This is a genomic window from Roseivirga misakiensis (assembly GCF_001747105.1).
Classification (GTDB): Bacteria; Bacteroidota; Bacteroidia; order Cytophagales; family Cyclobacteriaceae; genus Roseivirga; species Roseivirga misakiensis.
On record NZ_MDGQ01000003.1, the window covers coordinates 860,774 to 875,488 of the forward strand.

The following is a 14,715-nucleotide window of genomic DNA, read 5'->3' on the forward strand; positions in this document are numbered from 1 at the left end:
TGATAGTTTTCGGGTATAACAAGGTAAGATAACGCAACCAAAAACGTTATCTTTGATCGATCTAGACTGTCAAGTTTAGACGACCTGAACCCTGTGTTGGCAAAACTATTTACATATAATTCATCTCGGATGACCGGGCTGCTTGTTATTCTTTTTATAACAAGCATGACTTGTTTTGGACAAACACCAATAGCAACGGCAACATTTGTCACTACCACCTCAGGCCTCACTACAAGTTCTTACACGGCAACATCACCATCTGACGCGAGTGGTGGTATTTCAGCAAGCACTTCTTACTTAGTAAGATATGGAGAAATCCAGAATCAATTCATTACTGATTATGAAGTAGGCGGTATCACTTATGACAATTTCGTTTTACCAGATACACTGATCATTAGAAGAACTGACGCAGGCCGTCAATTGATTATCTTTTATGAATATGATCGTATTGAGACTGGACCAACTCCAGATGAAATTTATCTAGACCCCGAGCAGCAAGATAACGAGGAAGGGCTGTACCTGAGTGGATTGAGTAATGCGGGTTATGATAATATTCTAACAAACAACTCAACCAATTTCGCAAATGTAGAGCGGATTGATATCATTTATTACACAGGAGTAGTTACATCGACTCCCACCACAGCCGTATTTCCAATAATTGAAAGAGGTGGCAATGATGATATAAGGGTAGCGGCGATACGCGGACTAGACGCGAATGGTGATCCGAATGACTACTACCCAACTGTTGTAAGAGTTAGTAATGATGGTACTACAGACTGGGGTAATTTAGGTCAATCCCATATCTCATTAGTCATGAGACGACAGGATGCTACGTCAGACCCTATACCTGTACAAGTACTAGGAACGCAAGATATACATGGTAGTGCCATTGCTTTCAATGAGTTTGGTATTACGGCAGACGATATAGTTTACGGGTATTCGATATTTGCAGATGATGTTACTGTTACTGGGTCTGACCTAGTTGATTTTACCAATGCTACGAATTTCCCCACAGGAACGACTGGTTCTGGACTTGACCTTATAGCGGGTGTATCAACGGCAGTAGCTAGTGATAATAATCTTACAAAATCTGTAGGGCCTGGTGGCTACAAAGCGGCTTTAAACACATGGCTAAAAGCAAATAACAGTGAAAGTGTAACGACAAGTACCGATGGTTCAACTGTAACAGATTGGCAAGATGAATGGCTCGGAGACCATGATGCTACCACATTAACATCGGCACCTACCTACAGAGATGGTAGTGCCTTAAGCACAGATGACATCAATTTTAACCCAACAGTTGATTTCTTAGATGCAACAGAACGCGGCTTGCAAATTGCCAATAACTCCGATTTCAATACCGCTAGTTCGTATACCACTAAAGGCATCAATATTGCGATTAGAACGGGTAATGATGTAACCGTAAAACAGCAAATCTATGAACAAGGGAGTAATGATCGGGGACTCAATATCTACATCAGAAATGGAGACTTATACGTTGGGGCTTGGAATATTCCTTCTACAGATGGAACAGGAGACAATTGGGGTTTCAGTTCTACGAGTACTGCTGTTTCTACGGATACAGAATATATTGTAACCCTTGAGTTCAATGGAAATTCTGGTGGTACAGGTACCGTAGCTGCCTACCTGAATGGGGAGAATTTTGGAACTATATCAAGCGTTGGGCTACTTTTTAATGATACTGATGGGATCGGTCTAGGCGATACAAATTCACAATCTAGATATGATGATGGAACCACAGCCGCGGCATCATTCTACGGTAGCATTCCAGAATTTGTTTATTGTAACGAACCAGGCTCTTTTCCATCATCACAACGAAATAGAATCGAAAGTTATCTGGCGATTAAGTATGGAATTACCCTAGACCAAACTTCCCCAATAAACTACGTCAACTCTGACGGATCGACCATTTTCAATACAACCACAGCAGCAGCAATCGGTGGATACCTAGAATATAATAATGACATAGCAGGGATCGGCCGAGATGATAATTCTGAGTTAGAGCAACTATCATCGCAAAGCGAAAATTCAGGTAGTTTGGTTCAAATAGACCGAAATAGTGCTATCGGCACAGACGATACCTGGCTTATTTGGGGAAATGATGGCGGACTTACTTCGTCTAGCAGGTCTGTGACAAAACCAGATGAAATTAACGAACGAATAGAGCGAGTCTGGCGAGTGGCAGAAGAAAACTCGGTAGGTGTAACTGATATTTCCTTCGATTTAACTGGACTGGGCTATACCACAGATACAAATGATTTTGCACTCATGATCGCCGGCAATAGTTCAGATGGAGATTTTTCAAGCGCTACCTTAGTCACAGGAGGTACGTTTAATGGCGATGTTATCACATTCCCTGATATCGACCTATCTAATGGGCAATACTTTACTTTAGGCACACAATTCTTCATTTGTACACCAGGCAATGTTCAAGATGGGCTTTCACTTTGGCTCAAAGCTGATGCTGAAACCTTCAATACTGGAACTACGGCTGCCACTGACGGACAAACTGTAGAAACTTGGGGCGATCAAAGTCGAAATGATTTCGATGCTACTAATGACGGTGGCGTTACGAATCGTGCCCCAACCTGGGTAGAAACAGATGTTAACTTTAATCCAGGACTAAACTGGGATGCTGGTACTAATGAAATCGGATTTACACTAGGTAGCAATTTCATTTTTGCTCCAGCCGCAAATGGTGGTTCCCATATCTTCTCATCTGTAGAACCAGAAAACACATTAACAGGAGGAGATAGAAATAATAAATGGATTTACAACTTTGGGAATAATAACAATTCAGCTGTAGGTATAGCATCTTATGGTAGTCGCTCAAATATCCTCGCAACTGGAAGAGACAATTTCAACATAACGCCCAATAGTACTAATTTTTTAGCTGAAGGTGATTTCAATACTAATGCAGGTACTAGTGATACAAGAAACTACATTTTAGACGGCAACCTTGTGAGTACGACTACTGGTACAGATATCGATATTGATGATTCTGGGATTACCCAAAGTAGTACGCATGGTACTAATCAAGGCCCCGTTTCAATTGGTAGGCAATCCGAAACGAACAATATTGATAACAATAGTGGAAGAAGATTCTTCGGAGACATGCAGGAAGTCATCGTCTACAATGAAGATATCTCAGACTTAGAGGCCCAACAAGTTAGAAGTTACTTGGCAATCAAGTATGGAACAACGCTGAGCAATGACAATGACGCAGATGCAACGGCAAATGAAGTCATATCGGGCAGTATTAGAGAAGGTGACTATGTTGCCTCTGATGGGACCACCATTACTTTTGATTACTCAGATGACACTGGTTTTGTAAACGACATAGCTGGAATTGGGCGAGATGATGATACCTGCTTAGAGCAAAAACAATCCTCTAGTGTCAATGACGGTACAATTTTAACGATTGGCTTGGGTGAAATCGCTGCAAATAACGCTGCAAATAGTAATTCCTTCGACGATGACCTGGATTTCCTCACTTGGGGTTCGGATGGCGGCAGTACAGATTTCGCAAATATAACTACTGATGGAACTCCAGGAACAGTAAATGAGCGTATGCTCAGAATTTGGAGAGCTCAAGACACTGGAGATGTAGGTGCTACTGACATCTCATTTGATCTTTCATCGCTTCCAGGCTACAGTACCAATGCAGGCGACTACCAGCTCATTGTGGCCAGTGGAGGAGATAATACTTCTCTCGAAAATGGTAGTACAATTACTGGTGGAACATTCAATGGAAGCGTACTCACATTTAGTGGTGTTGATTTAACCGATGGTCAGTATTTTACACTTGGTGTTTCTTCCGAACTTTGCGCACCCGGAGGGGTTACCAGCAGTATGGTACTTTGGCTAAGACCAGATCAAGGAACTTCTACCCTAGTCGATAACACTACACTAACAACATGGACGGATCAATCTACAGCTTCCAACGATGCGACAAGTGACGGTAGCCCTCCATTGTATAGGGATAATACAACAGACAATATCAATTTCCATCCAACCATGGAGTTTGATGACACTTCCCCCAACAGACTCACTTTAGGAGACCTCAGCGAGATTAAATCGACTTCCGGAACCGGTGAATACAGCATGTTTGGTGTTGGTATTAGAGATGATGGTTCAACGAACTATGTCTTAGGCTCTACTGGTGGAACGACCAACCAAGACCTACACTTTGGCTACAGAAATAGTACCTCTGCTACAATAGCCCACTGGGGTAATGATTTAGATGTAACCGTCAACGCCTTCGATAATCCAAACGCTCCTTTCCTAGTAGCAGCAACCTATACTAGTGGTGATCGGGTCGTGGAAGAGCTCCGATCAGATGACTTTAACAGGGCTACTGACACAAATACTACGCCTATTAGTGGCACACAAACCAATTATGTTGGAGACCTAGAATCAGTTGGAGGTTATGATGGTTTTATCAGTGAAGTACTTGTATATAACAGAGAAGTAACAGACCTAGAGAAACTAAGGATATACTCGTATTTCGGCATCAAGTATGGAATCACTTTACCTCAAGATAATGATAATGATGCCACACTTAATGAGGTGATTTCTGGAAGTGTTGCTGAAGGAGATTTGGTTGCTTCTGACGGGACATCAATCATCTGGGATGAATCAAATAGTAACAGTACTTATCACAATGGCATGGCGGGTATTGGTCGGGATGATGATGCTTGTTTGAACCAAAAACAAAGTACAAGCGCTACAGATGGTACAATCCTAACCATTGGATTAGACGCGGTAGCTACCAACAATGCTTCAAACGCTGGCGTGCATGATAACCTTGATTTCTTAGTCTGGGGACATGATGGAGTCGCTGCTGATCAAGCCACTGCGGCAGGAGATTTAACAGATTTACCAAGTACTGTTTCTGAAAGAATGAGAAGGGTTTGGAGGGTTGAAGACACAGGAACTGTTGGCGAAACTGAAATTCAATTCGACTTGACTCTATTGGGCTATTCAACTGCCGATGCCTCTGATTATAGACTCATTATTGCCGATGCCGGTAGTGGAGGAACGATGGCTGGAGGTACACTAGTAGCCGGTGGTACATTCAATGGAGACGTACTCTCATTTACTGGAATTGACTTAACAGATGGACAATACTTTACGTTAGGTACAGCTCTAGAAACGTGCGGTCCTGGTGGGGTAAATACCAATATCGGAATTTGGCTTAGAGGTGATCTTGAAGTATTCTCAGATGCAGGGTCTACTGCAGCTGTTGACGAAGACGATGTTCAGCAATGGAATGATCAAAGTTCTCCTGCAACGAATGTATCAGAAGTAGACGGAGGTGGTGGTTCTCCTATTCCACCAGTATTTAGAGATCAAGAAATCAATTTCAACCCAGCTCTATTCATCTCAGATCAGAATACAACCAATAATTCCTATTTAGAGACTGCAGCCAGTGCCAATAATATATCTGGAGACATGACGCTCATTGCGATATTTGAAACCGCTCAAAACCAAGGGACCAACGATGAGATAGATAACTCTCCGTCATTCATTGGTAGTGAAGTAGATGGTGCTACCGATGACTATGGATTGGGTATGTACCAAGGTGAAATTGTCTTTAATGCCGCTAATACAAACACTTTTACCGCAAGAAGTACCACCACCTATAACGATAGTGAGCCATATATTGCCACAGGAACAAGGGTGCAGGCGGCTTCGGGTGCCGTAAATCTATATGTAAATTCACTCAATGTTGGTACAGGCACTTCGGACAACACCGCTTTAGATGCAGCAGACACTTGGGCTATTGGTAATCAAAGTAGTTATCAGAATGGTGCCCAGTTCCAAGGCAACATTGCCGAAATTCTAGTATTCTCTTCTGTGCTAACAGGAGAAGAGCTAGCGCGAGCGGAGTCATACCTTGCTATTAAATACGGTATTACACGATCGGATGATAATGACGCAGATGCAACGGCAAATGAAGTCATATCGGGCAGTATTAGAGAAGGTGACTATGTAGCAGCCGATGGCGATATCATTTGGGATTATGCAGCTAGAAGCGCCACTTACTTCAATGATATTGCTGGAATTGGTAGAGATGATTTATCATGTCTTGATCAAATTCAATCTAAAAGTGAGAATGATGACGCGATTGTGGATGTTGCCATCAGCAGTTGGGATAATAATGATTCTTGGTTTGTTTGGGGTAATGACAATGCCGAGTTAGAAGCCACAAGAAATCGAGAAAGACCAGACGGTATCAATAGCCGATTGAATAGAGAATGGCAAGCACAGGAGACTGGTACTGTGGGTACAGTTAGTGTAACATTTGACCTTGATGATGTTACTGGAACGCCAACTGGCGATAATAACCTGAATCTTGTTAGAATGATGGTTTCTACTAACGACGACTTTAGTACTGGCGTCACGCTCATAGAACCAACTGCCATAGATGCGGTAAACAATACAGTGACTTTCGATTACGATTTTACCAGCGGAGAAGGGTTCTATTATACACTGGGTTCAATAGAAAATGATGCTTTACCTATCCAACTCATTGAATTCAACGCAGAAACTAAGGATACCAAAGTCGAATTATCTTGGTCTACCGCTTCTGAAGAAAATAATGCTTTCTACTCAATTGAGAGAAGTTTAGATGGTGTTGTTTATGAAACAATCGCTCAATTAGATGGCGCTGGAACAAGTAGCAGTATCAATAATTATTCCTATACAGATCAATCTCCATTAAAAGGTCTTTCTTATTACAGGCTCAAGCAAACCGATATTGGAGGAGAATTTAGCTACTCCCCAGTGGAAAGTGTCTTTGTAATCGCCGAAGAAACACTGAAAGTTCAGGTAATGCCAAACCCAGTCTCGCTCGGGCAAGATTTTAGACTGAAAGTAGATCTTCCTGAAGGTACAATTGTAGCCAATATGTATATATTCAACAGCCGAGGAATTCAAGTGGTGCATAAGTCATTATCAATAGATCAAACGCTTCATACCTTTGATACTAATGGTTTAAAATCAGGTATCTATTTTATCAAAGTGCAAGTCGATAAGCGAAAAGCGATCACCAAGCGACTGATTATCAACTAAGGCTGTTAAATCGCTGAGATACTGTCTTATCGCCCATTTTAACCTTAATTGCCCTACCCAAACCTCATTTTATAAGAATGCCAGTGTGGAGAAAAAATTCCCAATGCGGGAATTTTATTACTCAAGAAAGTAACGATAAAGCGTCAAAATCATCGATTATCCCCACTATTCAATTCAAAATCCACTTTGGCACCATATTTAATCTAAAGAATTCGGTTGAATGAAGTTCACTATATCACGTGAAACTTTTACTTAAACTGAAATACAGTCATTTCAAGGGAGGGTTTTTCTTCAATTGAGACTATATAGAAAGAATCACATATAGTGATTGAATATGTTTTTTTGATGACACTAATTTTTGAGAAGTTTTAATCGAAAAAATATAATAAAAGTTAATTTTATGGCGCTGAGCCACTGGCTCAACACCTAGACATCAGAACCATACTTACTAATAAATACATAGCGCTACTCATAGTGGCACTGACCCTTGGGTTATGTGAAAATCTGTATGCCCAATCGGATATTACCACGATCAATACCACTACCGTTTCTGGTACTGCTACCTCTAATCTTAATGTAGAAATCCCGAGTGATGCTGGAAACTCGCTAGCTGATGACGCTGGTGAAGAAATAACGGTTAACTATGGCGTGGGGAACAACATCAAAGTAAGCTCTTATATAGTTGGTGGTGTAACATATGATCGTTTTCTAGCACCTGATACCCTTGTACTTAATAGAGCTTTATCCACCGATCGATTGGTAAACATTTGGTTTACGCTAAATAGCACATTAGTCGACAATACACCTCCTACGGATGACATCGCGAACCTAGATGCCGACGAAGTTGAAGATGCCGATGCAATTTATCTAAGCGGAAATCTAAACGCAGGATATGACAATATTTTGGTAAATATCGATGATGCAGCATCCGGGAGTATTGAAGTAGAAACAGAACGCGTGGATGTCGTCTGGTATTCAGGAATACAAACTTCAGATCCAACAACAGCGGTTTTTCCAGTCATAGAAAGAGGCGGAAATGATAATATTGCTATTGCGGCAATTACCAGCCTCAACTCAGACGGTACGCCGGCATCCTATGGTACATTGATAGGAATTTCAGAGAATGATTGGCCAGGAACTGGGTCGACTTTTAACAATTACCTTATCCTAAGAAGAGAAACATCTGGCAGTACTCCTCTTCCATTGCTCAATATTGGCACAGACGTTTTCCAAACTGCTCAAACAATTCAGGGAGTTGCTGTATCTTTCACTGAACTCGGAATCTCTGCTAACCAATCAATTTTTGGTTATTCTATATTCCCAGCCGATGTAGTTAACGGGTACGTTTCTAATGCTGGCAATGCCGTAACAAGTGGAGCAGTAACGGTAGCTGCTGGTGTAGATTTGACAGACATCAGTACCTTTCCTAATGATACTAGATCTAATGACTCTGGACTTGATCTTGTGGCTGGGGTATCCGCTGCTGTGGCAAGTGACGATAACCTTATCGAAACTGTTGGGCCTGGGGGTTATAAGGCCAATAATGTCTTAAGAACATGGCTCAAAGCGAATGACGGCGCCTTTGTATCCAACGGAGGTGCTGCTTCTACAGAAGGTGGTTCTGTAGGCTTTTGGGAAGATCAGTCTGTGGCAGACAATGATTACACGACACTCGGTACCGCACCAACTTTCCGTAGTTCAACTAGTTCAATCAACTTTAATCCAACAGTAGATTTCTTAACTGGTTCTGACACGGGTCTTCAAACACCTGACAGTGATGACTACAATATAAATGGCCCCTTTACTCGAAAATCTATCAATATTGCTTTTAGAACAAGCACTACGGATGTTACCACAAGGCAACAAATCTTTGAAGAGGGCGGTGGTGGAAATGGTCTAGGAATTTACATTGATGGGGGCACATTGTACGGTGCTGTTTGGAATAGGAATAATGACACAAGTGCCGGCGCACCATGGAACAACGGCACACCCACGAGTTTCGTGAGCACAAGTATCGCCATTGATACAGAATATATCTTGACCCTCGAGTTTGATGGTAGCACTGATTTTACAGGAACCGTGACGCTCTTTTTGAACGGGCAGAGCTTTGGCTCGCTCAGTAGTGTGGGCATCCTCTATAACCACGGGAATGATATTGGCTTGGGTGATCAAGATGGAGGGTCTCGTTATCACAATAACACAACAGATGCAGATTCTTATCAAGGAGAAATTGCTGAATTTATCTACTGCAATGACCCTGCAGCCTTAACTACTGCCGGAAGAAATAGAATAGAAAGCTATTTGGCCATAAAGTACGGGATCACATTGGATCAATCAACCCCAATAAACTATGTCAATTCTGCTGGAGATATCATCTTTAACACCACGAGTAGCGCAGCCATAGGTGGTTATTTGGAATACAACAATGATATCGCTGGAATCGGTCGAGACGATGATTCTGAGTTAGACCAACCGGCCTCAAGGAGTGAAAATGCAGGCAGTGTGGTGACCATTGACAGAGGCGCTTCCATCAGCACAGATGATACTTGGCTCATTTGGGGAAATGACGGAGGTGCATTGACAGAAAGTTCGTCTGTAACTTCACCAAGCACCATTGATACGAGATTGGAGCGGGTCTGGAGAGTAGCGGAAGAAAACGAAGTATTGACTACCTCCGTTTCGTTCGATATTACAGGCTTGGGGTTAAGCACGAATCCAGATGATTTTAGCCTTTTAGTCGCTTCGAACAGCTCTAATGGTGACTTTAGTAACGCCACCGTTTTAACTGGAGGGACGCTTGTAGGCAATACATTGACATTCACCGGAGTAGATTTAGAAGATGGTGAATATTTCACGCTTGGCACAGCTTTCTTCTTCTGTACGCCAGGTAACTACAATGATGGAATACTAATGTGGCTTCGGGCCGATGAAGGCGTAACCACAGCGACAGAAGGCGCTAATGTGACCATTTGGGATGATCAGACACCATCAAATAACGATGCAGTAGTCCTAACAGCCCCTATCTATAGAGCTACTACAAATTTGGTCAACTTTAATCCCACAATTGACTTTAATACCGGGAGCACTGGTCTTTTTATCGCCAATGTTGGCGGCTTTAATGCTGATGAATCGACCTCTAAAAAATTCACAATAGCCTTCAGAACGGGTGATGACATTACTACACAGCAAGTGATTTATGAGCAAGGTGGGGCCACACGCGGAATCAACCTATACATACAATCTGGTGTACTACATCTTTCCGCTTGGAACCAAGCCAGTGACGGGATTGGTGCTCCATGGAATACAGCAGGAGCAATAGCAACTGTAAACACCTCTTCAATTGCAGTCAATACCGACTACATCGTCACGTTTGATTACGCCGGCAACGATGCTATCACAGGAACCGTAACAGGTTATTTAAATGGCGCCAGCTTTGGGACTCCGTTATCAAATGTTGGCCGATTGTATCCTCATACTGATCCAATTGGACTTGGTGATGAGAATTCTGCATCACGTTATGGCGATGGTACAACCAGTGGAGCGTCATCATTCGTAGGTTTTATCTCAGAAATGAGTTTTTATAATGAACCGAGTTCTTACTCTGCGGCAGATAGAAACAGAATTGAAAGCAGTATGGCCATCAAGTATGGAATTACGTTGGATCAGACTAGTGCCACTGATTTCACATCCTCTGACGGTATAGCGATTTGGGATGCATCCGTCAATCCGGGTTATGATGTAAATATTGCAGGCATTGGGCGTGATGATGATGCTTGTTTAGAACAAAAGCAATCCAGAAGCGGAAATGATGATGCGATTGTAACTGTTGGTTTGGGAGAAATCGCCGCCACCAATGATGCCAATAGTAACTCCTTTGATGATGACGGGGATTTCTTTACATGGGGTTCAGATGGTGCAAGTACGGACTTTGCCAATATTACGACCGCAGGTACTCCAGGAACGGTAACAGACCGGATGCTTCGTGTATGGAAAGCTCAGGATACAGGAGATGTTGGTGCAACGGATATCTCATTCGACCTTACCTCTTTGCCAGGATACAGCGGAAATGCAGGAGACTATCAACTTATAATTGCCAATGGTGGTGATAATACCTCATTAGAAAACGGTACAACAATAACTGGCGGAACTTTTAATGGGGGTGTCCTCACATTTAGTGGGGTAGATTTAACTGATGGTCAATTCTTTACACTCGGTGTTGCTTCGGAATTCTGTGCCCCAGGTGGTGTTACCAGTAGTATGGTACTATGGCTAAGACCTGACCAAGGGACCTCGACCCTAGTGGACAACACTACTTTAACCACTTGGACTGATCAGTCTACAGCTTCAAACAATGCAATTGATGATGGCAATCCACCATTGTATAGAGACAATACAACAGACAATATCAACTTTCAACCAACTATGGAATTTGATGGTTCTAATGATCGCCTTAGCCTTGGGGATCTTAGTGAAATTAAATCCGCTTCTGGGACAGGTCAGTATAGTATGTTTGGTGTTGGTCTGAGAGACGATGGATCGACCAACTACGTTCTAGGCTCTACTGGAGGAACGACTAACCAAGACCTACACTTTGGCTATCGAAATAGTACTAATGCTACCATTGCCCACTGGGGTAATGATTTGGATGTACCAGTCAATGCTTTTAATAGTCCAAATACTCCTTTCCTTGTCGGCGCTACCTATACTAGTGGTGATAGAGTCGTTGAGGAACTCAGGTCAGATGATTTTAACAGAGCTACCGATGGTAATACTACCCCCATCAGTGGTACACAGACCAATTACGTTGGAGACCTTGTTTCAGTTGGAAGTTATGATGGCTTTATCAGTGAGGTGCTCGTGTACAATAGAGAGGTGACTGATTTGGAGAAACTACGTATCTATTCCTACTTCTCTATCAAGTATGGTATTACCGTACCACAAGACAACAATAATAATACAACACTTAATGAATCAATTGGAGTTGGATCTGTTCAAGAAGGTGACCTGGTTGCATCAAATGAGACAACTATCATCTGGGATGAATCAAATGGTAATAGCACTTACCACAATGGCATGGCAGGTATTGGTAGAGATGACGCTGCTTGTTTAAACCAGAAACAAAGTACCAGTGCTTCAGATGGAACTATTCTAACCATCGGTTTAGATGCAATTGCTACCAATAATGCTTCGAACTCAGGAATACATGACGATCTTGATTTCTTAGTCTGGGGACATGATGGTGTTGCAACTAACCAAGCAACGGCTGCTGGAGATTTAAGTGACTTGCCAAGTACTGTTTCTGAAAGAATGAGAAGAGTCTGGAGGGTAGAAGATACAGGAACCGTTGGCGAAACTGAAATTCAATTTGATTTAACTGGGCTAAACTATTCGAGCGATGCGGCTGATTTTAGACTTATCATCGCTGATGCAGGTAGTGGAGGAACAATGGCCGGCGGTACCTTAGTCGCTGGGGGAACATTTAATGGCGATGTACTTTCTTTCTCTGGTATCAATCTAACTGATGGACAGTACTTTACCCTAGGTACGGCTTTGGAAACCTGTGGCCCTGGTGGGGTTAACACAAATATTGCCCTTTGGTTAAGAGGTGACTTAGAAGCATTCTCCGATGCAGGATCAACCGCAGCTACTGATGGAGACAATGTACTCCAATGGAATGATCAAAGCTCGCCTGCTGACAATGGTAGTGAATCTAACCTCGGTGGTGGCGGGCCTATCGAGCCTACCTTTGAAGCAAATGAAATCAACTTCAATCCTGCCCTTAGGTTTGTTGATCCTAACTCTAATAATGCCTCTTACATTGAAACGAGTTCTAATACGGTTTCAGGTGATATGACATTGATCTCTGTCTTTAAAACTGGACAAGCCGCGGGTACGGCCGGTGACTTCGTCAACTCCCCTGCCCTGATCGGAGCTAGTGAAACAGGAAGCACATTTGACTATGGTCTTGGTATGGAAAACGGTACTATTTGGGTCAATGCAAATACCTCAACAGGATTTGACGCGGAAACTGCCACTACCTTCAATAATAACTCCCCTCATTTTGTGACAGCCACAAGGACACAATCATCTGGGGCTATCACCGTCTTTGTCGACGGTAACAGTGAAGCCACAGGAACTGGAAGTACTTCTGCACTTACTGCACCTTCCTCATTCGGTATTGGAAACCACAGTGACGGTGATGTAGATGCACAGTTCGCCGGCGATATTGCCGAAAGTATTGTATTCTCAAGCGTGCTGAGCTCGGAAGAACGCAATAGAGTAGAATCCTATTTGGCACTCAAGTACGGTCTTACAATGAATGCCTCCGATAATGGAGCAACCGGCGGAGTCGACGAGAGAGATTACCGTGCAGCTGATGGGGATGTCATTTGGGACTTCGATGGACAAGGCACGACTTATTACAACGACATATTCGGTATCGGTAGAGATGATCTTTCTTGTCTTTCCCAAACAAGCTCTAAAAGTGAAAATAGTGATGCACTAGTTACCTTCACACAGCCAGGTGGCGTATTCAATAATAATGATGCGTTTATCGTATCTGGAAATGATAATGCGGCTATCGAGAATTCAGATAACCGAGAATTTGATGGCGCTCAGGTACAAAGTCGACTCAACAGAGAGTGGCGAGTTCAGGAAACAGGCACCCTTGGTGACATTGAGGTCACATTTGATCTTACGAGCATTACAGGACCATTAGGCGTAGGTACCAACAACCTAACGCAACTGAGACTTATGGTTGATGATGACGGTGACTTCTCTAATGGCGGAACAACTTACATTAGTCCTTCAGCAATTGATGGCGGTGGAAACACAGCGACATTTACGGTTAACTTTACCAATGGCCAGTACTATACATTGGGTTCTATTGAAGTTGCCGCCTTACCAATTACATTACTCTCTTTCGAAGCTGAAGTAAATGAGCAAGGTCAAGTTCAACTTGATTGGGTGACTGCCTCTGAAGTGAATAACGCTTTCTATACCATAGAAAACAGTACCGACGGGGTGAATTTTAACGAAGTAGCAAATATAGATGGAGCAGGAAATAGTGATGCGGTGTTATTCTATACCTACACCCATACTAAGCCTGCTAACGGACTATCGTTCTACAGGCTAAAGCAAACTGATTTTAGCGGAGAATTTGAATACTCGGAAATCAGATCGGTGAGAGTAGAAAGCCAATTCGAAGCTACTTACAAGGCGTATCCTAACCCAATAAGAAAGGGTGAAACATTGAGAATAGCTTATCAGGTACAAGAAGACAAAGAATTACAATTGATTTTACTGAATAGAACTGGTAAAGTCTTAAGAAAGGAAGTTCATACAGCGTTGGCTAGAAACGAGTACCTCGAAGTAAGTACAACAGGTTTTAATGCTGGATTAAACCTCATTAGAATCATCGATCAAACTGGAAACACGACTACACTCAAAGTGATTGTCCGGTAATTAATCTAACCAACTTGTTATCTTGAAATCAATCGAAGTATTGGAACTAAATTCCCAATATGGGAATTAATTATCGCCGTTTATACAAAAAATTGTATGCGAACAGTGTTTTTGTGCATGTAAAGCGAATTGTTGCTTATATTTACATTCTGG

The 14,715-nt window shown here is 42.4% G+C and carries 2 protein-coding genes; both read left to right on the forward strand.

What is annotated here, in order from left to right:
- Window positions 1-165 precede the first annotated feature (165 nt).
- Window positions 166-7,098: a T9SS type A sorting domain-containing protein gene (locus BFP71_RS04145; protein ID WP_176723315.1), complete on the forward strand. Its 6,933-nt coding sequence runs from the start codon at window positions 166-168 to the stop codon at window positions 7,096-7,098.
- A 474-nt stretch (window positions 7,099-7,572) separates the two neighbouring features.
- Window positions 7,573-14,562 (forward strand): LamG domain-containing protein, encoded by a 6,990-nt coding sequence (locus BFP71_RS04150; protein WP_069834167.1) that lies wholly within the window; start codon window positions 7,573-7,575, stop codon window positions 14,560-14,562.
- The last annotated feature ends 153 nt before the right edge of the window (window positions 14,563-14,715 follow it).

Excerpts from the sequence above, each read along its gene's own strand:
- BFP71_RS04145 (WP_176723315.1), top strand. The coding sequence starts at position 166 with ATGACTTGTTTTGGACAAACACCAATAGCAACGGCAACATTTGTCACT.